At 70.7% G+C, this 25,723-nt stretch carries 24 protein-coding genes and 2 tRNA genes; 14 read left to right on the top strand and 12 right to left on the bottom strand.

From position 1 onward, the window contains the following. Window positions 1-51 precede the first annotated feature (51 nt). Entirely contained in the window at window positions 52-600 is a 549-nt protein-coding gene (locus AB0A97_RS23490; protein ID WP_361153148.1) for a DNA-binding protein, read from the bottom strand. A gap of 129 nt (window positions 601-729) precedes the next feature. Between AB0A97_RS23490 and AB0A97_RS23495 the strand changes: the two genes are divergently transcribed. Continuing rightward, window positions 730-802, top strand: a tRNA-Ala gene (locus tag AB0A97_RS23495). 178 nt (window positions 803-980) lie between these two features. On the opposite strand, the gene AB0A97_RS23500 is transcribed toward AB0A97_RS23495, so the two are convergent. After that, window positions 981-1,700, bottom strand: a complete 720-nt coding sequence (locus AB0A97_RS23500) for a DUF5324 family protein (protein WP_361153151.1) — start codon at window positions 1,698-1,700, stop codon at window positions 981-983. Between the two features lie 309 nt (window positions 1,701-2,009). Here AB0A97_RS23500 and AB0A97_RS23505 point away from each other — a divergent pair, with 309 nt between their 5' ends. Both AB0A97_RS23505 and AB0A97_RS23510 read left to right on the top strand, forming a co-directional pair. Continuing rightward, window positions 2,010-2,537, top strand: a complete 528-nt coding sequence (locus tag AB0A97_RS23505) for a peptidylprolyl isomerase (RefSeq protein ID WP_361153153.1) — start codon at window positions 2,010-2,012, stop codon at window positions 2,535-2,537. A 165-nt stretch (window positions 2,538-2,702) separates the two neighbouring features. Continuing rightward, a complete protein-coding gene (locus AB0A97_RS23510) occupies window positions 2,703-3,611 on the top strand; it encodes a rhomboid family intramembrane serine protease (RefSeq protein ID WP_361153156.1) in 909 nt (302 codons plus the stop codon). Between the two features lie 458 nt (window positions 3,612-4,069). Here the strand turns inward: AB0A97_RS23510 and crgA are convergent, their stop codons facing one another. Continuing rightward, a complete protein-coding gene (crgA, locus tag AB0A97_RS23515; protein ID WP_030017047.1) occupies window positions 4,070-4,327 on the bottom strand; it encodes a cell division protein CrgA in 258 nt (85 codons plus the stop codon). 149 nt (window positions 4,328-4,476) lie between these two features. Between crgA and AB0A97_RS23520 the strand changes: the two genes are divergently transcribed. The 6 genes from AB0A97_RS23520 to AB0A97_RS23545 all read left to right on the top strand — a co-directional run bounded on the left by AB0A97_RS23520 (window position 4,477) and on the right by AB0A97_RS23545 (window position 9,419). Further along, window positions 4,477-5,247, top strand: coding sequence for a DUF881 domain-containing protein (locus tag AB0A97_RS23520; protein ID WP_361153159.1), 771 nt, complete (start codon window positions 4,477-4,479; stop codon window positions 5,245-5,247). A gap of 51 nt (window positions 5,248-5,298) precedes the next feature. After that, complete coding sequence (locus AB0A97_RS23525) at window positions 5,299-6,066, top strand: class E sortase (protein ID WP_361153162.1); 768 nt, start codon at window positions 5,299-5,301, stop codon at window positions 6,064-6,066. Between the two features lie 93 nt (window positions 6,067-6,159). Then, on the top strand, window positions 6,160-6,336 hold the full coding sequence (locus AB0A97_RS23530) for a hypothetical protein (protein WP_361153165.1): 177 nt from the start codon (window positions 6,160-6,162) through the stop codon (window positions 6,334-6,336). Beyond that, entirely contained in the window at window positions 6,333-6,983 is a 651-nt protein-coding gene (locus AB0A97_RS23535) for an aminodeoxychorismate/anthranilate synthase component II (RefSeq protein ID WP_361153167.1), read from the top strand. The genes AB0A97_RS23530 and AB0A97_RS23535 overlap by 4 nt, the downstream gene beginning before the upstream one ends. Before the next feature lie 359 nt (window positions 6,984-7,342). After that, a complete protein-coding gene (locus AB0A97_RS23540) occupies window positions 7,343-8,647 on the top strand; it encodes a class E sortase (protein WP_361153170.1) in 1,305 nt (434 codons plus the stop codon). A gap of 25 nt (window positions 8,648-8,672) precedes the next feature. Further along, window positions 8,673-9,419, top strand: a complete 747-nt coding sequence (locus AB0A97_RS23545; protein WP_361153172.1) for a class E sortase — start codon at window positions 8,673-8,675, stop codon at window positions 9,417-9,419. A 179-nt stretch (window positions 9,420-9,598) separates the two neighbouring features. Here the strand turns inward: AB0A97_RS23545 and pknB are convergent, their stop codons facing one another. From pknB to AB0A97_RS23575, 6 genes are all read right to left on the bottom strand, one after another. After that, window positions 9,599-11,608 (bottom strand): Stk1 family PASTA domain-containing Ser/Thr kinase, encoded by a 2,010-nt coding sequence (gene pknB / locus AB0A97_RS23550; RefSeq protein WP_361153175.1) that lies wholly within the window; start codon window positions 11,606-11,608, stop codon window positions 9,599-9,601. A 146-nt stretch (window positions 11,609-11,754) separates the two neighbouring features. After that, the gene (locus AB0A97_RS23555) at window positions 11,755-13,224 is read right to left on the bottom strand and encodes a penicillin-binding transpeptidase domain-containing protein (protein WP_361153178.1); all 1,470 of its coding nucleotides are present in this window, start codon (window positions 13,222-13,224) and stop codon (window positions 11,755-11,757) included. Further along, window positions 13,221-14,618: an FtsW/RodA/SpoVE family cell cycle protein gene (locus AB0A97_RS23560; protein WP_361153180.1), complete on the bottom strand. Its 1,398-nt coding sequence runs from the start codon at window positions 14,616-14,618 to the stop codon at window positions 13,221-13,223. Before AB0A97_RS23560 ends, AB0A97_RS23555 begins: the two co-directional genes overlap by 4 nt. Before the next feature lie 23 nt (window positions 14,619-14,641). After that, window positions 14,642-16,144 (bottom strand): PP2C family serine/threonine-protein phosphatase, encoded by a 1,503-nt coding sequence (locus AB0A97_RS23565; protein ID WP_361153183.1) that lies wholly within the window; start codon window positions 16,142-16,144, stop codon window positions 14,642-14,644. Window positions 16,145-16,272: 128 nt separating this feature from the next. Continuing rightward, window positions 16,273-16,800 (bottom strand): FHA domain-containing protein, encoded by a 528-nt coding sequence (locus AB0A97_RS23570; protein ID WP_030017036.1) that lies wholly within the window; start codon window positions 16,798-16,800, stop codon window positions 16,273-16,275. A 10-nt stretch (window positions 16,801-16,810) separates the two neighbouring features. Further along, window positions 16,811-17,692: a DUF3662 and FHA domain-containing protein gene (locus AB0A97_RS23575; protein WP_361153186.1), complete on the bottom strand. Its 882-nt coding sequence runs from the start codon at window positions 17,690-17,692 to the stop codon at window positions 16,811-16,813. Window positions 17,693-18,556: 864 nt separating this feature from the next. Here AB0A97_RS23575 and AB0A97_RS23580 point away from each other — a divergent pair. Next, window positions 18,557-18,640 (top strand) — tRNA-Leu (locus AB0A97_RS23580). 205 nt (window positions 18,641-18,845) lie between these two features. Here AB0A97_RS23580 and AB0A97_RS23585 read toward each other — a convergent pair. Continuing rightward, entirely contained in the window at window positions 18,846-19,718 is an 873-nt protein-coding gene (locus AB0A97_RS23585; protein ID WP_361153189.1) for a LysR family transcriptional regulator, read from the bottom strand. 144 nt (window positions 19,719-19,862) lie between these two features. Between AB0A97_RS23585 and AB0A97_RS23590 the strand changes: the two genes are divergently transcribed. The 3 genes from AB0A97_RS23590 to AB0A97_RS23600 all read left to right on the top strand — a co-directional run bounded on the left by AB0A97_RS23590 (window position 19,863) and on the right by AB0A97_RS23600 (window position 23,883). Beyond that, window positions 19,863-21,062, top strand: a complete 1,200-nt coding sequence (locus AB0A97_RS23590) for an MFS transporter (protein ID WP_361153192.1) — start codon at window positions 19,863-19,865, stop codon at window positions 21,060-21,062. 171 nt (window positions 21,063-21,233) lie between these two features. Further along, window positions 21,234-23,111: a histidine kinase gene (locus AB0A97_RS23595; RefSeq protein WP_361153195.1), complete on the top strand. Its 1,878-nt coding sequence runs from the start codon at window positions 21,234-21,236 to the stop codon at window positions 23,109-23,111. Between the two features lie 85 nt (window positions 23,112-23,196). After that, the gene (locus AB0A97_RS23600; RefSeq protein WP_361153197.1) at window positions 23,197-23,883 is read left to right on the top strand and encodes a response regulator transcription factor; all 687 of its coding nucleotides are present in this window, start codon (window positions 23,197-23,199) and stop codon (window positions 23,881-23,883) included. Window positions 23,884-23,967: 84 nt separating this feature from the next. On the opposite strand, the gene AB0A97_RS23605 is transcribed toward AB0A97_RS23600, so the two are convergent. Continuing rightward, the gene (locus tag AB0A97_RS23605; protein ID WP_361153199.1) at window positions 23,968-24,618 is read right to left on the bottom strand and encodes an NAD(P)H-dependent oxidoreductase; all 651 of its coding nucleotides are present in this window, start codon (window positions 24,616-24,618) and stop codon (window positions 23,968-23,970) included. Window positions 24,619-24,737: 119 nt separating this feature from the next. On the opposite strand from AB0A97_RS23605, the gene AB0A97_RS23610 reads away from it, so the two are divergent. After that, a complete protein-coding gene (locus AB0A97_RS23610; protein ID WP_361153201.1) occupies window positions 24,738-25,100 on the top strand; it encodes a helix-turn-helix domain-containing protein in 363 nt (120 codons plus the stop codon). A 122-nt stretch (window positions 25,101-25,222) separates the two neighbouring features. On the opposite strand, the gene AB0A97_RS23615 is transcribed toward AB0A97_RS23610, so the two are convergent. After that, on the bottom strand, window positions 25,223-25,657 hold the full coding sequence (locus AB0A97_RS23615; RefSeq protein WP_361153204.1) for a MarR family winged helix-turn-helix transcriptional regulator: 435 nt from the start codon (window positions 25,655-25,657) through the stop codon (window positions 25,223-25,225). Between the last annotated feature and the right edge of the window lie 66 nt (window positions 25,658-25,723).

Raw genomic sequence — 25,723 nt, forward strand, 5'->3', positions numbered from 1 at the left:
AACTGCCCGACTCCCGGGGGCTGTCGCGCGCCGCCCCCGGCTGCTCGCCGTCTAACTCTGGTGGGCCTCGTAGTGGGAGACCGCGTCCGCGGTGCGCCCCGCTCCGTAGACCCTGAGGAACTCTGCCAGTTCGGGGTGGCTGGGGGCGAGGGTGTTCGCGGCGTCGATGATGTCGCCGGCGGCCGAAACCGAGCGCAACAGCGACTGGATCTCGCGCACCACACGCCGTACGGTCGTCGCCCCCGTGGACGACGCGGTCTGCGTGGTGTTGTTGAGCACCGACCCGCCCGCGGTCTTCTTGATCTCGTCCATCCGGTCGGTGGCCTCGGCGGCACTCACACTGCCGTCCGCCACTTGCCCGGCCAGTTCCTGGAGTGCCTGGACCCGCTGGACGACGGCCGGGTTGCCGATCTTGGCCCGCTGGCCGCTCATGAGCTGTGACAGCATCGGCGCGGAGAGTCCCAGTACGGACGCGAGGCGTGCCTGGTTGAGGCCGAGGTCGTCGATGAGACGGCGGAACAGCGCTCCCAGGGGCTCGCCGTACCAGCTGCGCTGCAGCTCCCGAGCGCGCGCGGTGGCTTCTTGCTGTGCTGCGTCCATGGCGTCTCCCCTGTCTCCCCGATCGCGCTTCGCTGCCGCGAATCTCGCGAAGCATCCTACGGAGAGCACCTGCGCGCGGCGATACCCGGTCGGGAAACCTCCCGGGCACCGGGTACCCTGGTTCGCGACGGGGCCTTAGCTCAGTTGGTAGAGCGCTGTCTTTGCATGGCAGATGTCAGGGGTTCGACTCCCCTAGGCTCCACATGGTCAGACCCCCTGACCTGCTGAAAAGCAGGTCAGGGGGTCTTTTTGCCGCCTTTTCTGCCGACGCCCTGAACGCGCGGCGGCCCGTGCCGCGCGCTCCTGATGGGCGTCGCGGCGCGGGCCGGGCGGGGTCCGGAGACGTCGGGGGCGGGGTGTCGCCGGAGAGGGCACGGGGGTCAGGGCGTGGGGCCGCCGCGTTCTTCCGCTTCGGCTTCGGCCTGTTTGGCCTGGACCTCCGGATCCAGGGCGGCCGCCTCCGCGGTGCCGTCGACGGCGGTCAGAGTGGCACGTTCGCTGACCTCGGTGGGGGCGGGGGGCTCGACCAGCCAGTCGGGGTTGGCCTGCTTGTCCCACCACTTCCAGGCCGCGTAGGCGCCGCCGGCGAGGAGCCCCACGACCGCGATCCGCTTGACGGCCTTGCCGGCACGGCGGCGGCGGTTGTGCTTCTTGACGAGCTTCTCGATCTCCTTGGCCGACACCTGGCCGCGGAGGGCCGCGATGGCGGCCGTGCCGCGTGCCACGGCCTGCTCGCGGACCGGTTCCGCGGCGGCGCGTGCGCTGTGCACGGCGTGCTCGACGCGCGGGGCGGTGTAGTCGGCGGCCTGGCGGGCTGCCTTGCGGGTGCGCTCGGCGGCGCGGCTCGCGGCCGCGTCGACCTTCGGCGGCAGGGCGCCGCGGGCGTGGTCGATGCGCGGCTGCAGGTGGGCGTCGTACTGGCTGCGGGCCTGGTGAGCGGCCTCGGCCACCTTGGGTGCCAGTCGCGTGCGGGCCTCGTGCGCGTAGTGGGTGGCGGTGTCCTTGGCCGTACCGGCATACGGAGCCACCACCTCCGCCGCGTGTCGCACGCTGTCCTTGGCCGAACTGGTCGCCGCGCGCACGCTGTCCTTGCGGGTCACGGGATCCTCCTCCTCGGTGGCGTGTCCGGGGGGCTCGGGGGGTTGTCCCCCGATGTCTGCTGTGTCGCCTGTCCACCCGGTTCAAGATCATGCCTGCTCACACGACATACGGCATGTGCGAGCGGGCATCCGGGTCATTGGGGGCCATACGGAGCCTTGCGATGACAATGCCACGGTTTTCCGGGCCGTGCGCCGGTTCGGCCGGTACTGGTGGCGGAAAGGCAGACCGAACGCTGCGGTGTCCGGGTGCGGGGCACACGTCCGTGCGAGGATCGGGAACCGTCAGTGCAGACTTATGGAAGGTAGATCGTGGCTGAAGAGCTCTACGCCACCCTGAAGACCAATCAGGGCGACATCGAGATTCGGCTCCTGCCGAACCACGCCCCGACAACGGTGAAGAACTTCGTCGAGCTCGCCAAGGGCGAGCGCGAGTGGACCCACCCGGAGACCGGCAAGAAGACCACGGAGAAGCTGTACGACGGCACCGTCTTCCACCGGGTGATCAGCGGCTTCATGATCCAGGGCGGCGACCCGCTGGGCAACGGCACCGGCGGCCCGGGGTACGAGTTCAAGGACGAGTTCCACCCGGACCTGGCCTTCAACAAGCCGTACCTGCTCGCCATGGCCAACGCCGGCCCGGGCACCAACGGCTCGCAGTTCTTCATCACGGTCTCCCCGACCACCTGGCTGACCGGCAAGCACACCATCTTCGGCGAGGTCACCACCGACGCGGGCAAGAAGGTCGTGGACGCCATCGCGGGTACCCAGACCAACCCGCGCACCGACCGCCCGGTCAGCGACATCGTGATCGAGTCGGTCGTCGTCGAGACCCGCTGACGCGCGTACCGCGTCACCGCGGACGTCCGGTCCGGGAGACCCGCAGCGGCCCCGGACCGCGGACCCGCGGGAACATTGCGCCCCGCCCGGTCGTAGATCGGGTGGGGCGCGCACTTCGTCGTGCGGTGACGTCCGCACGGATTCGGACGAGGGACCGAGGGGACCATGGACCAGGCGCCGGGCAGCCCGCAGGAGCCGCAGGACGCACGGCCGGGCGACGCCGCGCCCGGCTGCTACCGCCATCCGGACCGTGCGACGGGCATCAGTTGTACGCGCTGCGAGCGGCCCGTCTGCCCCGAGTGCATGGTCAGCGCGTCGGTCGGGTTCCAGTGCCCGGACTGCGTACGCGGCGGCAGCGGTACGGGCCGTACGGCGCAGGCCACCGCCCCCCGGACGATCGCGGGCGGCTCGCTCGCCGCGGACACCCGCCTGGTCACCAAGGTCCTGCTCGGCATCAACGTCGCGGTGTTCATCGCGGTGCTGGCGGTGGGCGACAGCCTGGTCCAGGGCCTGGAGATGATCGGCGGGGCGTTCGTTCCCGAGGACCTGACGTTCATCGGCGTCGCCGAGGGCGAGTTCTACCGCCTGCTGACGGCGGCGTTCCTGCACCAGGAGCCGATGCACATCATCTTCAACATGCTGTCGCTGTGGTGGCTGGGCCCGCCGCTGGAGGCGGCCCTCGGCCGGGTCCGCTTCATCGGGCTCTACCTGCTCTCCGCGCTCGGCGGCAGCGCCCTGTCGTATCTGCTCGCCGCGCAGAACCAGCCCTCGCTGGGGGCGTCCGGCGCGGTCTTCGGGCTGCTCGGCGCGACGGCCATACTGATGCGCCGCCTGAGCTACGACATGCGGCCCGTACTGATCCTGCTGGCGCTCAACCTGGTCTTCACGTTCGCGTGGCCCAACATCGCGTGGCAGGCCCATGTCGGCGGGCTGGTCGTCGGCGCGGCCGTGACGTACGGGATCGTGCACGCGCCGCGGGAGCGGCGGGCGCTGGTGCAGGGCCTGACGTTCGCGGTGGCGTTCCTGGTGATCGTCGCGGTGGTGTGGGTACGGACCGTTCAGCTCGTGGGGTGAGCGGGGCGGCGGGCGTGGTCCACGGTGCGCGGGTCTGCCGTGCGCGGTGCGCGGTTGTCCCGTACCGGTCCGTGAGGGCGCGGGAGGCCCTTCGGGTACGTGTTGTCCACGCTCCGGGTACGGGTTGTCCACAGCGGGTGGCGGATCTTGTGCACCAGGTGGGGAACGCGTGTTCCGGTCTGTACAAAGACGCGTTTTCCCAGGAAGGACGGGGCGGGGCGGCGGTCGGGGTGACGGGCCGCTGGTCACACCGGCGTCAACGGCCGGGAAGTTATCCACAGATCTTCTGAAGTTTTCCCCGGCTGTGGATAACTGTGTGGATGGCCTTGGGCAGGGCTTGCGCGACGACGTCCGCGCCAGGGCGAAAAGCGGGCCGGGCAGGGGCGGCACCGTGGCCGTTCCGCCGGGGGTGGCCGTCCCCGATGACCGGTGTCACCGGGGACGCGGCTCGGTCCGGGCTACTTCCACTGGGTGGACACGCCGAAGCCCACCGCGATGAAGCCGAACCCGCACACGATGTTCCAGTTGCCCATCGCCTTGACGGGCATGTCGCCCCCGGTCACGTAGAAGAGCACGATCCACACCAGGCCGATCAGGAACAGCGCCAGCATCACCGGGGCGACCCAGCCCCGGCCGGAACTCATGCGCAGGCTGGTCGTCTGCTTCGCCGGCGGCGGCGTGAAGTCGTCCTTCTTGCGGATCCGTGACTTCGGCACGAGGAACTCTCCTGTCGATGATCTGCGTGACCGCACTGAGGGCGGATGATGCTGACGCGGGCCGGGCGGGGACGCGACGGGGAGCGGATTCCCTCCCCGGGCGTCCGTTAGCGTAGTGCTTCCGCGGCGTCGTAAGGAGCAAGGGTACGTTGAGCACTTCCGCTGACTCCCCCGGCCGCCCGCCGCGCCGCCGCCTGCGGCCGGTGCGCCTGCTGACCCTGGGCGTCTTCGCGCTCGCCGGGCTGATCTTCTGGCTGAGCTTCGACACCGCGCGCGGCACGGACCTGCGCTCCGACGACTCGATGCTGCGCCTGTCCGACCTCATCCAGGAACGCAGCCACAAGAACGGTGCGCACGACGAGCGCAACGCCGCGCTGCGCGACGAGGTCGACACCCTCGCGCACCAGGACAACGGCAACTCGGCGGCCGAGAACGCCCGGCTGGCGGCGCTGGAGAAGAACGCGGGCACCAAGCCGGTCGACGGCCAGGGTGTGACCGTCACCCTCACGGACGCCCCGCCCAACGCCACCGCGAAGATCCCCGGCGTACCGGAGCCGCAGCCCAACGACCTGGTCATCCACCAGCAGGACCTGCAGGCCGTGGTCAACGCGCTGTGGCAGGGCGGTGCCAAGGGAATCCGGGTCATGGACCAGCGACTGATCTCCACCAGCGCGGTGCGCTGCGTGGGCAACACGCTGATCCTCCAGGGCCGCGTCTACTCGCCCCCGTACAAGGTCACCGCCGTCGGCGACCGGGAGAAGCTGAGCAGGGCGCTGACCGCCTCGCCGGCCATCCAGAACTACATGCAGTACGTCAACGCCTACGGGCTCGGCTGGAAAGTCGACCAGCACGAGACGGTGACTCTGCCCGGCTACTCCGGCACAGTGGATCTCCACTACGCACAGCCTGTGAAGCCGTGACCCGCCGGCCGCCCGCACCGGCGCCGGCGGCCGGGGAGGGGGCGGTCCGCGATGACGGCACGGTCCAAGGCGGCGCGGCCCGGGACGGGAGGCCGGCCCGGCGGGGGGAGGCGGCGCGCCTCGGCGGCGCGGCTGGTCGTACGGACGTTCAGCGAGGTGTGCGTCACCGTCGGCACGCTGATCGTTCTCTTCGTGGTGTACGTCCTGTTCTGGACCGGCGTACGGGCCGACAGTGCGATGGACGGTGAGATCGGCGCACTCCAGGACCGGTGGTCCACCGGCCCGGCGGCCGCGTCCCAGGACGCGGCCGCCGGGCAGCCCGACAGGGCCGGGAGACAACCGCGGTACGAGAACGGCAAGTCCTTCGCCGTGATGTACATCCCGCGGTTCGGCGCCGACTGGAGCAAGCCCGTACTGGAAGGCACCGGGACGGACGTCCTGAAGAAGGGTCTGGGGCACTACGAGCGCACCGCGCGGCTCGGCGGTACGGGGAACTTCGCGGTCGCCGGGCACCGCCGCACCTACGGCGACCCGTTCAAGGACTTCCCCGAACTGCGGCCGGGCGACGCGGTGGTGCTCACGGACGGCACGACCTGGTACACGTACCGGATCGACCGGCGCCCCTACACGACGCTGCCCACCGACATCGGGGTGATCGACCCCGTACCGCGCAAATCGGGATACAACGGTCCGGGCCGGTACCTGACCCTGACGACCTGCGAGCCGGAGTGGGGTCACAGCCACCGGCTGATCGTCTGGGCGCACCTGGATTCCACCCAACCCGTGGAGCGCGGAAGGCCGTCGGCTTTGACCGGCTGACCCCCCGGCCGCCGCCCTCGCCCTTTAGTCTGGTGGAGCGATCGACATCGATCGACACGGTCATCGTCATCGGCAAGTAGGGGCAGCGACAGCATGTACGGCTGGATCTGGCGGCATCTGCCGGGCAACGCATGGGTGAGGGCGCTGGTCTCACTCGTGCTGGTGCTGGCGATCGTCTATGTGCTCTTCCAGTACGTCTTCCCGTGGGCGGAGCCGCTGCTCCCCTTCAACGACGTCACGGTCGACCGAGGGATGGGAGCCGTCCGATGACCGCGAGGATCCTCGTCGTCGACAACTACGACAGCTTCGTCTTCAACCTCGTCCAGTACCTCTACCAACTCGGGGCCGAGTGCGAGGTGCTGCGCAACGACGAGGTCGAGCTGCGCCATGCCCAGGACGGGTTTGACGGCGTTCTGCTCTCTCCCGGGCCCGGCGCTCCCGAGCAGGCCGGTGTCTGCGTCGACATGGTCCGGCACTGCGCCGACACGGGCGTGCCGGTCTTCGGTGTGTGCCTCGGTCTCCAGTCGATGGCGGTCGCCTACGGCGGTGTCGTGGGCCGGGCGCCCGAGCTGCTGCACGGCAAGACGTCGCTGGTCTCCCACGAGGGCGCGGGCGTCTTCAAGGGCCTGCCCACCCCGTTCACCGCCACCCGTTACCACTCCCTGGCCGTGCAGCCCGGCACCGTCCCCGACGAGATGGTGGTCACCGCCTGGACGGGCGACGACGCCGAGACCGGTGTGGCGATGGGGCTGCGGCACCGGGAACTTCCCGTCGAGGGCGTCCAGTTCCACCCCGAGTCGGTCCTGACCGAGTGGGGCCACCGGATGCTCGCCAACTGGCTGGTGGAGTGCGGCGATTCCGGTGCGGTGGAGCGTTCGGCGGGGCTCGCCCCGGTGGTCGGCAAGGTCGGCACGTGACCGACCTCCGCCCCGAGCGCGAGGGGAGGTCCTACGAGCCGTCGCGTGAAGCCGACGGCCCGTACGACCGTGAGGCGTTCGAGGCGGCCGTCGGACGGCTGGACGACCCGCTGACGGACCCGCTCCCCGGCCGCCCGCCGGCGCGGGAACCGCGGCCGGGCCCCGGGCGGACCGGGCGTCCGCAGGAGCGACCTGCCGGGGCGGAGCGGCCGGCGCAGCCGGTGCGCTCCACGCAGCATGCGCAGACCTCGCAACCCGGTCAGCCGGGGCGGTCCCCTCAGCCTGGGGGGCCCGCGCAGTCCGGGCAGCCCGCCTCCGGGCGGAGCGGTTCTCCGTGGTTCCGGCCGCATCAGGCTCCGGTGGCGCCTCCCGCACAGCAGCAGGGCCAGGTCCATGGCCGCGGCAGCGCGATACCCGGCCCGGACCAGGCCCCCGCGCCCCCGTACGCGCAGGCGCAGGCGCCCATTCACGTGCCTGCTCCGAACCCGGCCCCGCACCCGGCACCCGACGCGACCCCGCACCCGGTTCCGTCCCCGGGCGCGAACCCGACTCCGCCCCCGGGCCCGGTCGCGGCACCCGCCCCCGCACCCGCCGACCCCACGGCAGACCCGTTCCTCAACCCGGTCCTCGACCCGCCGTACGTACCGGGGCCGGTCGGCACCGCCGGCCCGGACCCCGCTCACGACGCCGAGACCATGGCACTCCGTCAGGCCGCGGAGCCGGTCGGCGACCACGGCGGGCCGGACGTTGTTTCACGTGAAACCGAGCCCGAAGCACCGGCTTCCGGCTCGTCGGCTTCGACGCCACCGGTGACCGGTGGCCGCGCCGCACGCCGTAAAGCCGCCCAGGAGGCCGCCAAGCGCGGCAACAGGCGCGCGCGGCGTGGTTCCCCTTCGGGCGGCGCGGGCGCCTCCTCCTCGGCCGCTGAGGCGCCTTCCGTGCCGATGACGCGGATGGAGGCCCGCCGCGCCGAGCGGGCGGGCAAGGAGAGCCCAGGCATCATCGTCAGCCGCGCCGTGGGCGAGGTGTTCATCACCCTCGGCGTGCTGATGCTGCTCTTCGTCACCTACCAGCTCTGGTGGACGAACGTCCTGGCGCACCAGCAGGCGGGCGGCACCGCCAGCAACCTGGAGCACGAGTGGGACGAGGGCGGCGAGGACCGCAGGCCCGACGCCTTCTCGCCCGGCCAGGGCTTCGCGATCATGTATATCCCCAAGCTGGACGTGAAGGTGCCGATCGCCGAGGGCATCAGCAAGCCCGCGGTGCTGGACCGCGGCATGATCGGCCACTACGACAAGAACAGCGTGAAGACCGCGATGCCCTGGGACAAGCAGGGCAACTTCGCGGTGGCCGGGCACCGCAACACGCACGGTGAGCCGTTCCGCTACATCAACAAGCTGGTCAAGGGCGACAAGATCGTCGTCGAGACGCGCAGCACGTACTACACGTACACGATGGAGAGCATCCTGCCGCAGACCTCGCCCCGGGACATCGCGGTGCTCGACCCGGTGCCGAGGCGATCCGGATTCACCCGCCCCGGCCGCTACCTCACGCTGACGACCTGCACCCCCGAATTCACCAGTACCTTCCGGATGATCGTCTGGGGCAAGATGGTCGAGGAGCGGCCGCGGAGCAAGGGCAAGCCGGATGCGCTCGTCAGCTGAGCGAACGTAAGAGGGGTACCACGCGGTGACTGCCACCGGACACGACGAGGACACCGGCGCGGCGGCGGAGCCACCGGCGTCCACGCCGCCGCGCCGACTGCGCGGGCGCATCGCCGCCGTCGTCAGCGTCGTCGGAGAACTGCTGATCACGGCGGGGCTGATCCTGGCCCTCTTCGTCGTCTACTCGCTGTGGTGGACGAACGTGCTCGCCGACCGCGAGGCGCACAAGCAGGGCGACACGGTACGCAAGAACTGGGCGCAGGCCCCGAAGGGTCCCGGCGCGCTCGACACCAAGGACGGCATCGGCTTCCTGCACGTCCCGGCGATGAAGAACGGCGAGGTGCTCGTCAAGAAGGGCATCGACCCCGACGTCCTGAACGAGGGCGTCGCCGGCTACTACACCGAACCCGTCAAGTCGGCCCTCCCGCAGGACAAGAAGGGCAATTTCTCGCTCGCCGCGCACCGCGACGGGCACGGCGCGAAGTTCCACAACATCGACAAGCTCAAGGAAGGCGATCCGATCGTCTTCGAGTCCAAGGACACCTGGTACATCTACAAGGTCTACGCGTCCCTGGACGAGACCTCGAAGTACAACGTCGACGTCCTGGACGACGTCCCCAAGGAGTCCGGCAAGCGCAAGCCGGGCCGCTACATCACGCTGACGACCTGCACGCCGGTCTACACCTCCACGTACCGCTACATCGTCTGGGGCGAGCTGGAGCGCACCGAGAAGGTCGACGCCGAGCGCACTCCGCCGAAGGAACTGCGCTGAGGACGGTACCGGCCTCCACGGCCGGTACCGATCCCGTCGGCCCGTACCGCCCCCGACCACGGCAAAGCCCCGGCTCCCGAAGGCGCCGGGGCTTTCCCGTGCGGTGACGGTTCCCCGTCGGTGGTCCGGCGGCGGACCGTCATCGCTTCCGTTGCGTCTGCTGCCTGGACGGTTCTCCGTCAGTGCCTGTTGTGCCGTCCCCACCAGCCGCCTATGACGCCGCCTCCGTCGTCACCGCTGTCGTCGTCACCACTGGGGCCGCCCATCGTGGTGAGCGTCACCGTCGTGGAGCCGGGGGCGGACGGGGTGTTGGGCTGCGGGTCCTGGCTGACCACGCGGGCCTTGTCGTCCTGCGAGCTGCCGCCCGCGAACTGGATGTTCGTGAAGCCGGCGTCCTGCAGGGCCTTCTTGGCGTCCTTGACGGACTGGCCGATGACGGTGGGCACCGGCTTCTGCTCGGCGGCCTTGCCGACGGTCAGCGTGACCGTGGAGCCGTTCCTGGCCTGCGAGTTGCCGTCCGGGGACTGCGCGGTGACCTTGCCGACCTGGTTCGGGTCGGAGACCTCCTGCTCGTTCTTGCTGACCTGGAAGCCGAGGTCGGTGAGCTGCTTCTGGGCGGTGTTGAAGTCCTGACCGGTCACCGGCGGCACCGTCGTCGTGGGCGACTTCTTGGCGACGACCAGCGTGATCTTGGTCTTCTTGGTGCCCTCGCTCTGCCCCTTGGGGTCCTGGTCGACGACCGTGCCCTCCGGGCGCTCCGAGACCCGCTCGGTCTTCTGGACGTCCTCGAAGCCCTTGTTCTTCAGGTCGCCCTTCGCCTTGTCGAAGGTCAGGCCCGTGACGTCGGGGATGGTGACCTTCTCCGGCCCGGTGCAGAGCGTCACCGTCACCGTGTCGTCCTTGGCGACCGTCCCGCCGGCGGCCGGGTCCTGCTTGGTGATCTGGTCCTTCTCGACGTTGTCGCAGGCCGTGCTGCCGCCCTTGGAGACCTTGAAGCCGCCGTTCACACCGGCCGACTTGGCCTGTTCCAGGGTTTTCCCGGTCAGCTCCGGCACCTTGACGTCGCTGCTGGTGTTCTGGTTGCTGAACATCGCCTTGCCGATGAAGATCGCACCGGCCAGGACGAGGATGCCCGCGACGACGAGCAGGATCGTGGAGGTGTGCTTCTTCTTCTGGCCGCCACCGCCGCGGCGCCGGTCGGGCCGCTCGTCGTAGCCGTAACCGCCGTCGTCCGGGTTCATCGGCGGCAGCATCGACGTCTGCCCGGCCGGGTCCTGCGGACGCAGCATCGCCGTCGGCTGGTCCTGGTCGTAGCCGACCGCGCCGAGGGCGGCGGTCGCCGCGACCGGCTGCCCGTCGAGGGCCGCCTCGATGTCGGCGCGCATCTCGTCCGCCGACTGGTAGCGGTAGTCGGGGTCCTTGACCAGCGCCTTCAGGACGATGGCGTCCATCTCGGGGGTGATCTCGGGGTCGAAGTTGCTCGGCGGCTGCGGCTCTTCCCGTACGTGCTGGTAGGCCACGGCGACGGGTGAGTCGCCGACGAAGGGCGGCCGCACGGTGAGCAGTTCGTAGAGCAGACAGCCGGTCGAGTACAGGTCGGAGCGGGCGTCGACCTGTTCGCCCTTGGCCTGCTCGGGCGAGAGGTACTGCGCGGTGCCGATGACCGCGGCGGTCTGCGTCATCGTCATGCCGGCGTCGCCCATCGCACGGGCGATGCCGAAGTCCATGACCTTCACCTGGCCGGTGCGGGTCAGCATGACGTTGGCCGGCTTGATGTCGCGGTGGACGATGCCGGCCCGGTGGGAGTACTCCAGCGCCTGGAGCACGCCGATGGTCATCTCCAGCGACCGTTCGGGCAGCAGCTTGCGGCCGGAGTGCAGCAGCTCACGCAGGGTGGAGCCGTCGACGTACTCCATGACGATGTACGGGATGGAGACGCCGTCGACGTAGTCCTCGCCGGTGTCGTACACCGCGACGATCGACGGGTGGTTCAGCGAGGCGGCCGACTGGGCCTCACGGCGGAACCGGGCCTGGAAGGACGGGTCGCGGGCGAGGTCCACGCGCAGCGTCTTCACAGCGACGGTGCGGCCCAGGCGGGTGTCGTGCGCGAGGTAGACCTCGGCCATGCCACCGCGGCCGAGCACCGAGCCCAGCTCGTACCGGCCGCCGAGGCGACGCGGCTCTTCCATAAGCTTCTCCAGCCCTCTCCGTCAGTCCCGACCGCACCCGTGTGTGGTCCGGCGGTGTGCTGTTCGGGCATACCGTACCCGGCACGCCGTGCGGGGCCCGGTCGCGACCGGCACCTGATATCCGACCGGTATTGGCGTGACCGGGGTCACTTCTTGCCGTCGAGTACCGCCTCCATGACCTTCTTGGCGATGGGGGCGGCCAGCTTGCCGCCCGCGATGTCGCCGCGGAGCGTGTCCGAGCCCTCGATCACGACGGCGACGGCCACCGGCGTTCCCTTGGAGGTCTTGGCGTAGGAGATGAACCAGGCGTACGGGTTGTCCTTGTTGTTCTCGCCGTGCTGGGCGGTGCCGGTCTTGCCGCCGACGGTGACGCCGTCGATCTGGCCGTTGGTGCCGGTGCCGTTCTTGACGACGCCCTCCATCATCTCCTGGAGCTTCTGGGCGTTCTCCGGCTTGAGCGGCTGGCTCATCGCCTCCGGCGTGTGCTGCTGCACGACGTTGAGGTTGGGGGCCACCAGCTGGTCGACCATGTACGGCTTCATCAGCTTGCCGCCGTTGGCGATGGCCGCGGTGATCATGGCCATCTGCAGCGGGGTGGCGCGGTTGGACGCCTGGCCGATGCCGGCCATCGCGTTCTGCGGCCGGTTGTCGGTCGGGTAGACGCTCTCGGCGGCCCGTACGGGGGTGTCGACCTCGGGGTCGTTGTAGCCGAACTTCTCGGCCTCGGCCTTCATCTTCTTGTTGCCGAGGTCGGCGCTGATCTTGCCGAAGACGGTGTTGCAGGACCAGCGCAGCGCTTCCTTGAGGCTGGCGTTCTCGCAGGGGATGTTGCCCTCGTTGTTCAGCGGCTGGTGCGCGGTGTCCGGCAGGTACCAGGGCAGCGGCGAGTCGGTCTTGGCGTTGATGTCCGTGTAGAGGCCGTTCTCCAGCGCGGCGGCGGCGGTGACGACCTTGAACGTGGAGCCCGGCGGGTAGGTCTGGCGCAGCGCCCGGTTGAGCATCGGGTCGTCCGGGTTGTTCTTCTTCAGCAGCCCGTTGTACGCCTTGGAGTCCTTGTCGGACATGCCGGCGAAGGTGGAGGGGTCGTACGACGGGGTGCTGGCCAGCGCCAGGATCGCGCCGGTCTCCGGGTTGATCGCGGCGACCGCGCCCTTGCTCTTGCCCAGACCGTCGTAGGCGGCCTTCTGCGCCTTGGCGTTCAGGGTGGTGACGACGTCGCCGCCCTTCTGCTTCTCGCCGGTGAACATGTCGACCGTACGGCTGAAGAAGAGCTTGTCGTCGGTGCCGGACAGGATGCTGTCGTTGAGCTTTTCGAGCTGGTTGGAGCCGAACGCCTGGGACGCGTAACCGGTGACCGGCGCCCACATCGGGCCGTCCTTGTAGGTCCGCTTGTACTTGAAGTCGCCGCTCTCGTTGGTGGTCGAGCCGGTGACGGCCTTGCCGTCGACGATGATGTTGCCGCGCGGCTGGCTGTAGCGCTCGATGGCCACGCGCCGGTTGTGCGTGTCGTTCTTCAGCTCGTCGGCCTGGACGAACTGCACCCAGTTGACGCGGATGAGCAGTGAGAGAACCAGCAGGCCGCAGAAGATGGCTACGCGGCGCAGAGGCTTGTTCACGGTCGGACCACCTGGGTCATCTCGGCGTCGGTGGAGGGCGCGGGGGCCGGGGCGGGACGGCGCGCAGTGTCGCTGATGCGCAGCAGGATCGCGACCAGGGCCCAGTTCGCGATGACGGAGGAGCCGCCCTGGGCGAGGAACGGCATCGTCATACCGGTCAGCGGGATCAGGCCGGTGACACCGCCGGCGACGACGAAGACCTGGAGGGCGAAGGCGCCGGACAGGCCGATGGCGAGGAGCTTGCCGAACGGGTCGCGGGCGGCCAGCGCCGTACGGATGCCGCGCTCGATGAGCAGGCCGTACAGCAGCAGGATCGCCATCACGCCGGCGAGTCCGGCTTCCTCGCCGACGGTGGCGAGGATGTAGTCGCTCTTGGGCGCGATGCCGCCGATCAGGCGGGAGTAGCCCTGGCCGAGGCCGGAGCCGAGGATGCCGCCGGAGCCGAAGGAGTACATGGCCTGGGCGGTCTCGGTGACGCCGCCGTTGATCAGCTGGAGGGGGTTGAGCCAGTTGTGCACCCGCTCCTGCACGTGCGACTCGAAGGTGGCCACCGCGACCGCGCCGCCGGCGCTGAGCAGCAGGCCGAAGACGATCCAGCTGGTGCGCTCGGTGGCCACGTACAGCATGATCACGAACAGGCCGAAGAACAGCAGGGACGTACCGAGGTCGGTCTCGAAGACCAGGATCATCAGGCTCAGTGCCCAGATGACCAGGATCGGGCCGAGGTCGCGGCCGCGCGGCAGGTACAGGCCCATGAAGCGGCGGCTGGCCAGCGCCAGCGCGTCCCGTTTGACCATGAGATAGCCCGCGAAGAAGATCGCGATGACGATCTTGGCGAACTCACCGGGCTGCAGCGAACCGACACCGGGGATGGTGATCCAGATGCGGGCGCCGAACTTGGCCGGGAAGAAGATCGGGGCGATCAGCAGGACCAGCGCGACGACCATCGAGATGTAGGTGTAGCGCTGCAGGACGCGGTGGTCCTTGAGGAAGATCAGCACGCCGAGGAAGAGGGCGACGCCGAGCGTCGACCACATGAGCTGCCCGGGCGCCATCGCGCCGCCGAGCTGCTTGGTGGTGATCTGTGGTTCCTGGTCCAGGCGCCAGATGAAGACCAGGCCGAGACCGTTGAGGAGGGTCGCGATGGGCAGCATCAGCGGGTCGGCGTACGGCGCCCACTTGCGGACGACGAGGTGGGTGATGCCGGCCAGCAGGCCGAGGCCGAGGGCGTAGCCGAGTACGCCGGCCGGGACCGAGCCTTCCTTGGCCAGGCCCACGTTGATGTACGCAAACACCGCGATGAGCACCGCGAAGACGAGCATGGCCAGCTCGGTGTTGCGGCGGCTCGGGGCACCGATCGTGCCCACGGTGGTCGTGGTGGTGGTACTGCTCATCAGTTCTACGGCCCCCTACGCCCTCACTGCTGGGTGCTGCAATTCTTTTCCAGCTTCTGCTGCTCCTCGGAGGGGGGCGTCTGGCTGGTGGTGGGAGTGGGCTTCGGAGTCGCCTGGGACGCACCGGGCTTGCCGGGCTTGTTGTTCTTTCGGGCGTCTTCCTCGGCCTTCTTACGGGCCGCCTCACGCTCCGCCGTCTCCCGCGTCTCCTTCGAGCGGCAGGCGGTGGCCTGCTTGCCCAGTTCGGTGACCTTGTCGATCGCCTGGTTGCGGCTGTCGACGGCGATGGTCTCCTTGACCTGGTTGCGCTGGTAGACCGGGAGGTACTTGAGTTCGATCTCCGGGTGGTCCTCGTCGACGTTGTTGAGCTTGATCCAGGCGAGGTCCTGGCTGATGCCCTGGTACAGCGCGACGTGGTCGTCCTTCGCGCCGACGAAGTACTGCGTCTGCGTCCAGCGGTAGCCCGCGTACAGGCCGCCGCCGACCACGGCCAGCGCCAGCACGAGGATCAGCGAACGCTTGATCCACCGGCCCCGGCCGCGCTCCGGCTTGAGGAACTCCTCGTCCGTGAACGCGCCGAACGAGCCCTGCGGCGGGCCCGTGACGCCGTTGTCGCCACTGCCCGGCGGGCCGAAGGAGCCGCCCGGCGCGCTCTGCGGCGCGTCCCGGTGGCGGCCCAGTTCGGCGGCGCGGGCGGCCGGCGTCTGCATCGTGCTGGGGTCGCTGAGCTGGTTCTGGTTCTCGGCGACGGCACCGACGACGACCGGGGTGTCGTTGAGGTGGCCCGCGAGGGTGTCGCCGGCGTCGACGTCCAGGACGTCGGCGACGATGCAGGTGATGTTGTCCGGGCCGCCGCCGCGCAGCGCCAGCTGGATCAGTTCCTGCACCGTCTCGTGCGGGCCGTGGTAGCTGGCGAGGGTGTCTTCGAGGGTCTGGTGGCTGACCACGCCGGACAGGCCGTCCGAGCAGATCAGGTAGCGGTCGCCGGCCCGTACCTCGCGGATGGACAGGTCGGGTTCGACGTGGTCGCCGCTGCCCAGCGCGCGCATCAGCAAGGAGCGCTGCGGGTGGGTGGTGGCTTCCTCCTCGGTGATGCGGCCCTCGTCGACGAGCCGCTGCACCCAGGTGTGGTCCTGCGTGATCTGCGTCAGGACGCCGTCGCGCAGCAGGTAGGCGCGGGAGTCGCCGACGTGGACGAGGCCGAGCCGCTGCCCGGTCCACAGCAGGGCGGTCAGGGTCGTGCCCATGCCCTCCAGCTGCGGGTCCTCCTCGACCATGACGCGTAGCTGGTCGTTGGCGCGCTGGACGGCCGTACCGAGGGAGGTGAGGATGTCGGAGCCGGGGACGTCGTCGTCGAGCTGGACGAGGGTGGAGATCACCTCGGAGGAGGCGACCTCGCCCGCGGCCTGGCCGCCCATGCCGTCGGCGATGGCGAGCAGGCGCGGGCCGGCGTAACCGGAGTCCTCGTTGCCCTCCCGGATCATGCCCTTGTGCGATCCGGCGGCGAAGCGCAGTGACAGACTCATACGCACCTCGCCCGTCGGCTCGGGGTACATCCGCACGGTGCCCACCCTCCGGTCGGGAGCACGCTCGGGTCCGTCGAGTGGACCGCCGCGGCGTGCTCGCGCCGCTCGCGCTCATTCATGACGTAGCACTACTTCCGCAGCTCGATGACGGTCTTGCCGATGCGGATCGGGGCGCCCAGCGGAATCGGTGTCGGGGTCGTCAGTCGGGTCCGGTCGAGATACGTGCCGTTGGTGGACCCGAGATCCTCGACGATCCACTGGCCGTCACGGTCCGGGTAGATCCTGGCATGCCGGCTGGAGGCGTAGTCGTCGTCCAGCACGATCGTGGAGTCGTGCGCGCGTCCCAGGGAGATGGTCTGGCCCTGGAGGGCGACGGTCGTCCCCGTCAACGTGCCCTCGGAGACCACCAGCTTTGTGGGGGCACCGCGGCGCTGACGGTTGTTGCCGCGGCCGCCTTCCTGGCGGCGCTGCTGCGGCGGAGCGGCCTGCTGGCGCTGCTGCGAACGCGCCTCCTGGCCGCCGCGGCGGGCGGCGCCGCGCTGCGTGACACGCGTGCCGAACAGGTCGCTGCGGATGACCTGGACGGCCACGATGACGAACAGCCACAGTACGGCGAGGAAACCCAACCGCATGACCGTGAGGGTCAGCTCTGACATTGCCCCCGCTTCACCCTTCGGCTTGCCGGTAAACGATGGTGGTACTGCCCACGACGATCCGCGAGCCGTCGCGGAGCGTAGCGCGGGTGGTGTGCTGCCCGTCTACCACGATGCCGTTGGTAGAACCCAGATCCTGGACGGTCGGCGGTGTTCCGACGCGGATCTCGCAGTGCCGACGGGAGACTCCCGGATCGTCGATCCGTACGTCGGCGTCGGTGCTGCGGCCCAGGACGAGGGTCGACCGGGAGATCTGGTGGCGGTTGCCGTTGATCTCGATCCAGCGTCGCGTCGGTGCGCCACGCTCCGCGCCGCCCCGGCCCTGGTACCAGCTGTCGGAGGCCGCGCCCGGCTGCGGACCGGCGCCCGGCAGCCCCGGGCGGGACGCGGGCTGGGCCGCACCGGGCGGCGAGGCGGGCATGGGGGGCGGACCCACATGACCGCCGGGGCCGGACGGGCTGTTCCGGGGCGCGGTGGGGCGCTGGGCCGCGGCGGCGGCACCCGGGTGTTCCTGGGAGGTGCTGGACGCGAGGGTGCGGCTGCGGACGCGGTACAGGCCGGTGTCGAGGTCGTCGGCCTTCTCCAGGTGCACCTTGATCGGGCCCATGAAGGTGTAGCGCTGCTGCTTGGCGTAGTCGCGGACCATGCCGGAGAGCTCGTCTCCGAGCTGGCCGCTGTACGGGCTGAGCCGCTCGTAGTCGGGGGTGCTCAGTTCGACGATGAAGTCGTTGGGGACGACCGTGCGGTCGCGGTTCCAGATGGTGGCGTTGTTGTCGCACTCGCGCTGGAGCGCGCCGGCGATCTCAACGGGCTGCACCTCGGACTTGAACACCTTGGCGAAGGTGCCGTTGACGAGACCTTCGAGACGCTGCTCGAAGCGCTTCAGTACTCCCACGGGGGCACCTCCTTCCTCAGTCTTCGTCAGGTCGGTCTTCGACAGGGTCGTCCTGATACTGCTTACTGATCGTATCCACGCGCCGGGAAATCGGCTGGTTCCCCTTTCCCGTCGTGAGGACGAGTGTCGCCCCTCACAAGGTTGCTCACTGCTGCTTGCTGGTGCGTCACTCCGGCGTAACCGCGATGGGGCCGCGGTGCCGCCATGGTGAAACCTGCCGTGTCACCGGCCGCCGGGACGGGCCCCGGCACCGCGATGGCTTCGCGATGGGGCCGCGCCGGCGTTGCGATGGCACTGCGATCGTAGATGTGCCCCACTCACAGTGTCCCGCAACCGCCGGGTTCACCGACCGGGCGGGGCGGCGAGGCGGGGACGGATGTGGGCGGGGGTGTACAGGGGTGGCGGGAATCGGCCGGGGTGGCGGGAACCAGCCTGGTCCGGGGCGCGGTCCGGGGCGGGCGAGGCCGGTCGTCGGGTGGGGCGGACGGGCGTCCGCCGGAGTGGGGCGAGCGGCGACCGGGTGGGATGAACGGTGGCTGCCGGGTGTGGCGGAGGGGTGACCGGGGATCGTCCGGAGGGGGGAGTCGGTGCGGGCGCCGGCGGCGGGTGTGGCGGGACGTGAGGACGCGGGTCGGGATGCCGGCCGTGGCGTCGGTCGTCTTGGCGGGGGCACGTCGGGTGACGGGCGGCGGGCGACGGAGGGGGCTCCACGGGGTTCCGGAGCAGGTCACGGGCGGGTGCCGGAGAACGGATGTGATGGCACCCCCGGCAGCGTGCTAATGTTCTGCATGTCGGAAGGCGCTCGCACAAGACCCGGACGGAACAGCCCGGATCGCGTGAGAGAATCGGATGACACACCCAAATGCGCGGGTGGCGGAATAGGCAGACGCGCTGGATTCAGGTTCCAGTGCCCGAAAGGGCGTGGGGGTTCAACTCCCCCCTCGCGCACAGATGAGACCCCCGGTCCGGGATTCCCGGACCGGGGGTCTTGCGTTGTGCCGGTGGCTTTCCGCACACGTCAGGTCCGCCGTGCACGTACTGACGGTCAGTGAGTCCTACGTCACACCGGCGGGGGCTGCGCCGAACCGGCGGAGCCGCGTCGCGTCGGCGGGGGCTGCGCCGCACCGGCGGGAGTGTGTCGCGTCGGCGAGCGCTACGTCACATCGGTGACGGCCGTACGGAAGGCGCGGGTGCGCGCGGTCTCGCGGTCCCGGTGCCAGACGAGCCCGAGTGCGGAGTCCGGCAGGCCGGTGACCGGTACGAACGTGAGGTCGCGGCGCCCGTGGTAGTCCGCCGTGGGGCGGCAGAGCAGCATCCCGCCGCGGTCGGCGGCGGCCAGAGTGAGGCCCTCCTGGAGGGTGCGGACACCGGGTCCGGGCGGGATGGGGCGGCCGCCGGGTGTGCTGGTGGGGGCCTGGGCGTGGCGCCAGTACTCGGGGGCGGGGCCTTCGACGGTGACGAGCGGCCCGTCGGCCAGTTCCTCGGCGTCGATGGAGGCGCGGGAGGCGAAGGGGTGGCGTACGGAGACGGCCAGGGTCTGCTGCTGCTCGGAGAAGACCGGGCCCAGTACGAGGCCGGGTTCTTCGACGGGCAGCAGGACGACGGCGGCGTCGACCTCGCCCCGGTGCACCGGACCGAAAGGGTCCTGGAGCGGAATTTCGACGATCTCCGTGGCGCACCCGGGGTGGCGGGTGTGGAAGGTGTCGATGGCCCGCATGATGCGGCCGTCGGCGGTCCCCTGGAAGCCGATGCGCAGCCGGCCCTCGATGCCGCGGGCAGCGGCGACGGTGGACTCGACCGTGCCGCGCAGGGCGTCGTAGGCGGGGCGCAGTCCGGCCAGGAAGTCCGTACCCAGAGGGGTGAGCCGTACCCGGCGGCTGGTGCGCTCGACGAGGCGGGCGCCGACGCGCTGCTCCAGGGCGCGGACGAGCTGACTGACGCGGCTCTGGGAGACGTACAGGCGTGCGCCGGTGCGCCCGAAGTGCAGCTCTTCGGCGAGGACGAGAAAGCACTCCAGTTCGCGCATCTCCAGGCCGCCGGAGGGGACAGGCGCGGTGTTGCTCCGGGGGGAAGGGGTACTCCGGGTATTCCGGGATCGATGAGCCACGCTCATGGAAGCGTGAGAGGTTCGCCGTTGTTCCCGCGGGCGGCTGCGCATTGGCTGGGGGACATGACAACGATCGAGGAAACGGCGGGCCGCGACGGCGAGTTGCGGCGGGGCGGGGGGTGGCCCGCGGTGGGGGCGCTGGCGGCGGCCACGTTCACGGTGGTGACGTCGGAGATGCTGCCGGTGGGGCTGCTGACGCCCATCGGGGGCGCGCTGGGGGTGACGGACGGTACGGCGGGGCTGACGCTGACGGTGGCCGGCGTGGTCGCGGCGCTGGGAGCGCCGGTGCTCACTCTGGCGGTGGGCCGGGCGGACCGGCGGCTGGTGCTGTGCGGGCTGATGGCGATGCTCGCGGCGGCGAACCTGCTGGCCGCGTGGGCTCCGGGCTTCGGCGTGATGCTGGTGGCGCGGGTGCTGGTCGGGCTGGGTATGGGCGGCGTGTGGGCGCTGGCGGCGGGGCTCGCGGTACGGCTGGTGGCGGCGCGGTCGGTGGCCGCGGCGACATCGTTGATCTTCAGTGGGGTGGCTGCCGCGTCGGTGCTCGGGGTGCCGGTGGGCACGCTGATCGGGCAACTGGGCGGGTGGCGTGCGGCGTTCGTCGTGGTGGGCGTGCTGGCGGCGCTGGTCACAGGGGCGTTGGCCGTGCTGCTGCCGCCGCTGCCGGCCGAGGGGGCGGTACGGCTGGGCGGGGTGCTGCGGCTGTTCCACGACGCGCGGGTGCGGACCGGGCTGGTCGTGGTGGCGCTTCTGGTGGGCGGGCACTTCGCCGCGTACACGTATGTGCGGCCGGTGCTGGAGGAGGTGTCCGGGGTCGGTCCCGGGGTGATCAGCACGCTGCTGCTGGTGTACGGGGTCGCGGGGGTGGCGGGCAACTTCGTGGGCGGTGCGGGGGCGGGGCGGTCGCCGCGCGGCACGCTGGTGGTGATCAGCGCGGTGCTGGCCGGGGCCGTGCTGCTGGTGCCCGTGCTGGGGGTGGGCGTGCCGGGCGCGTCGGCGTTGCTGGCGGTCTGGGGGCTGGCTTACGGAGGAGTGTCGGTCAGCACGCAGACGTGGCTGATGGTGGTGGCCCCGGAGGCGCGGGAGGCGGCGTCCGCGCTGTTCGTGGCGGTGTTCAACGCGGCCATCGCGCTGGGTGCCTTCGGCGGTGGACGGGTGGTGGACGGCTGGGGGATCACCGCGGTGCTGTGGAGCGGGGGCGCGCTGGCCGTGGGGGCGTTGATCGCGGTGGGGGTGGGGCGGGGGCCTGGGGGCGGGAGGGTGTGAAGGGAGAGGGGGAGGGGGAGGAGGACGGTCCGGGGTGGGGCCGGGCGGGGTCTGGGTCGGTGTGTGGGGGGCGGAGGGGTGCGGTGGGGTGGCGGGGCCGCGACTTTCGTCGCGGGAGGGAGCGACGAATGGTGACTGTGTCGGTGGGCGGGGCGTGCCTACGCTCGGTACGTGAACATCAGGGGGAAGGAACAGGTGGCGGGCCGGGTGGCGGTCCGGGTCGCGGAGGCCCGGGCGGCGGTCGGGCGGGGGTGGCGGTGCCTGGCCCGTCCGGAGCAGTGGCCGCCGTACCGCGTCGTCGGTGAATCGCTGCTGGCACTGCTGCTGGGGCTGATCGCGCTCGGCATACAGAAGCTCGTCGACAGCGGCGACGTCCGTACGTGGCTGGTGACGGGTGCGGTGGTGGTGCTCGCCCCGCTGCGCCGAGCCCTGCCCGGTACGGTCCTGATCCTCGCGGCGGCGCTGAGCTGGCCCTGCCCGGGGATGACGGTGCTGCTGATCGTGGCGGGCTGGTCGGCCGGGCGCCGGATCGCGGGCAGCGCGCGGGCGCTGGCGGTGTTCGCGGTGGCGCTGGTGGTGAGCACGGTGGTGCCGGTGGTCCCGGACCTCCCTCTGGTGTCACCGGAGAAGCTGATGATCCTGGCGGTGTCCTTCCTGGCGATAGTGGCCATGCCGGGCATCTCCAGCCGCTACTGGTCGCAGAACCGCACCCTGGTGGAGACACTCCACGCACAGCGCACCCAACTGCTGCGGGAGAACGCGATGATCGCCCGCCAGACGCGGTTGCGCGAGCGGCAGCGCATCGCGCAGGACATGCACGACAGCCTGGGGCACCAGCTCACGCTGATCGCCGTGCACACGGGCGCGTTGGAGGTGGACTCCGAGCTCAACGGGCGGCAGCGGGAGGCCGTCGGCGTGCTGCGCGGAGCCTCGGTGGCGGCGATGCGCGAACTGCGCGAGGTCGTCGGCCTGCTGCGCGACGAGCACGAGGAAACGGCCGCGGCGCATCCGGCGATCGGCGCGGGCACGGCTCCGGACGCGGGGCAGCGCGGGGTGGACCAGGTGGACGCGCTGGCCGAGGCGTCGCGTGGCGCGGGAGCGCGAATATCCGTCTCCCGGTCGGGAGAACCGCGCGCGCTGGCGCCGGCCGTGGACCGGGCCGCGTACCGCATCGTGCAGGAAGGGCTGACCAACGCGCACAAGCACGCGTCGGGCGCGCCGGTGGCGGTGGCACTGCGCTACGAGCCGGACTCGCTGCTGGTGGAGGTCGTCAACGGGCCGGTGCCGCCGGGTGCGGCCGGCGGTCCTCAGGTCAGCGGCGGCCAGGGACTGACGGGGCTGCGGGAGCGGGCGCGGCTGGTGGGCGGCATGGTGCACAGCGGCCCGGTGCCGGGTGGCGGCTTCCGGCTGGCAGGGGTTCTGCCGTACGGGCCGGTGGCGGTGTCGGCCAGGGAGCCCGTACCGACGGCCGAAACGGCAGGGGCGGCGGGCGGACCGGGCGGCCTGAGCGGTCCGGGCGGCCTGATCAGCCCCGGGGGATCAGATGGCCCGGGTGGTTCCGGCGGCGGTTTCCCGGACACCGATCGTGGACGTCCCGTGGTGCGTACCGGCAAGGACGGCCGGCCGGTCATCGACTGGTCGCGGGTGTACGCGGCGCCGGACACGGCGATGTTCCGCGGGGAGGCGAGGCGCAGCGGGTTCGCCGTCGGGTGCGGTCTGGCGGCGGGCGTGGTCGTGGTCCTGGGCCTGGTGACCGCGTGGGGGATGGTCGAGCTCTTCAAGGCGATGAAGGACAGTTCGGTGTCACCGGGCACCTTCGAGCAGATGAGGGTCGGGATGCCGGAGGAGGAGGTGCGAGAAGAACTGCCGGAGGAGTCGTTCCTGAACAGCGGGCTGAACGACCAGGGGCCCGCGAAGCCGGAGGGCGCGCGCTGCGAGACGTTCGCGTCCGCCGAACCGTCTGCGGACTGGGCGGAGGAGCGCGCGTTCCGGTTCTGTTTCAAGGACGGGAAGCTCGTGGAGAAGCAGACCTTCCTGGGGAAGGTCTGAGGGCGGCCGGACGGACCGGCGCGTGAATGGGGGGAAGATGGCGCTGTCCGTGGAAACAACCGACCGAGCCCGTGCGGGAGCCCGAGTGATCAGGGTGATCGTCGCTGACGACGAGCCGCTCATCAGAGCCGGTATCCGGATGATCCTCACCTCCGACCGGGACATCGCGGTCGTGGCGGAGGCGGGCAACGGCAAGGAGGCGGTCGAGGCCGCGCGGGGCCACGGCGCGGACGTGGTGCTCCTGGACATCCAGATGCCGGTCATGGACGGGCTGACGGCACTCGCCGAGCTGCGCCGCGCGGTACCGGCCGTACGCGCCTTGATCCTGACGACGTTCGGGGAGCGGGAGAACGTCCTGCGGGCGATGGGTGAGGGAAGCGCGGGCTTCCTGCTGAAGGACTCCGCGCCGGACGAACTGATCCGTGCGGTGCGCGCCGCGGCCGAGGGCCATGCCTACATGTCACCGGTGGCGACCCGGCACGTGGCCGATTCGCTGGTGGCACACGGCAGCGGTGCGGGCGCCGAGACCGGTGCGACGCGCACGGCACGGCGTGCGGAAGAGGCCAAGCGGCGGCTGTCCGTCCTGACGGAGCGGGAGAAGGAGGTGCTGTCCCTGCTCGGCGAGGGGCTTTCCAACGCCGACGCGGGTGAGCGGATCCACATGAGCGAGGCGACGGTGAAGACGTACGTCAGCCGGATCCTGTCCAAGCTGGGCTGCGAGAACCGGGTACAGGCGGCGTTGCTCGCGCGCGACGCGGAGTCGGGGGCGTAGGGCCGCCCGGCCCGGAGCGCGTCCGGGCCGGGCATGCACCGGGCCTGTGCCGGGCGTGTGCGGGCCTGTGCCGGGCGTGCCGCGTCAGGCGGCGAGGCGCGTGGCGAGGGCCTTGGCCTTGTCGGCGGCTTCCTGGAAAGCCTTGTCGCGGGACGCCTCGTACAGGGGTATGAGGTCGGCCATCGCGGGGTTGGTGGGCGCCATCGTCAGCTCGGGGACGATGAAGTCGACCTCCATGCCGAACATGGTGCCGAACACGGCCTCCAGGTAGTTCTGCACATAGTCGAAGCCTTCGCGGGGCGTGCCCGGGGCGTACGAGCCGCCACGGCTGGTGACGACGGTCAGCGGCTTGCCCTTGAGTGTGGACTCGTCCCCGGTGGTCCGGCCCATGATGATCACGTAGTCCAGCCATGCCTTCACGGTGGACGGGATCGTGAAGTTGTACATGGGCGCGCCGAGGACGACCGCGTCCGCCTGCTCCAGCTCCTCCACCAGTTCGAGGCGCTGCGCGAAAGCGGCCCGCTGCTCGGGGGTGAGGTCATCCGGGGCGCTGAAGGCGGCGGTGAACCCAGCGGCCTCCAGGTGCGGCAGCGGAGTGGCGGCGAGGTCGCGGTAGACGACGGTGCCGTCGGGGTGCTGCTCCTCCCATGCCTTGCGGAAGGCCGCGGTCACCGCGCGGGAGGCGGATCCGTCGGCCGGGAAGAGGGAGGAGTCGAGGTGCAGGAGCGTGGCCATGATGCGGTCCTTCGGTCGTGGCCGGCGTACGGCCTGCGGATGAGTTCCGTTCGTACCTATGGATAGAACAGTAGCTTACTTTTATTCAGTACCCAACGAGGGCGCAGTAACCTGGGCGTATGACGGAGCGCGGCGAAGAGGCATGCAGGCAGGTGGACACCGGCATGACGCGGGTCTTCTCGCTGTTGGGCAAGCGGTGGACGGGCCTGGTCGTGGCCGTCCTTCTCGACGGCCCGGTGTACTTCGCCGAGCTACGGCGGGCGGTCCCCGGAATCAGTGAGCGCATGCTCTCGGACCGGCTCACGGAGCTGTCCGCGGCCGGTCTGGTCGTACGCGAGGTGGACGGCGGCCCGCCGCTGCGCGTCTCGTACCGCCTGACCGAGGCGGGGCGGGCGCTCGACCCCGCCCTCAAGGAACTGTCCCGGTGGGCGGAGACGTACCTCGCCGACGGCGGGCAGTGTCCGGCGCGCTTCCGGGGCTGAGCGGGGGCGGTGACGGCAAGGGCTGCCGAGGTGGCAGAGGCAGGGCCCCTCCCGGTCGAGACGGCAGGGGCGGGATTCCCGGTCGGCGCGGCAGAGGCAGGGCTCGGGCCCGTCTGCGACTCTCAGCCGAGCCGCGCCTGCGCGGCGTTGTAGCGCAGCAGGTACGAGGCGAAACGGTCCAGGTCCTCCTCGTCCCAGTCGGCGAGCCGCTCGTGGAACGCCTGGCGGCGGCTGGCGGTGACGTTGGCCAGCATCTGCGCGCCCTTGGTCGTGGGGTGCAGCACCTGGACGCGGTGGTCGTCCGGGTCGACGCGGCGCTCGACGAAGCCGAGCTTCTCCAAGGCGGAGATCTGCCGGCTGACCGTGGACTTGTCCAGGAGGTAATGCGCGGCGAGGTCGGTCGCGCGGCAGCCCTTCTGATCGTCGAGATGCGCCAGCAGTGTGTAGGAGACGAGCGAGAGCTCGGGGTGCATACGGGCGGCGGTGGCGCGTGCCCGGCGGGCGAACGCGGTCATCTCCTGCTGGATGGTCTCGACGGATTCGTCTCTGCGGGCCACGGGTGCTTGCCTTTCGTCGTAGTAGTTGTATAGTACAACGTGAAGTGAGAGTTGTATAAGCCAACT

The sequence above is a fragment of the Streptomyces sp. NPDC045470 genome (genome assembly GCF_040646595.1).
Lineage (GTDB): Bacteria > Actinomycetota > Actinomycetes > Streptomycetales > Streptomycetaceae > Streptomyces.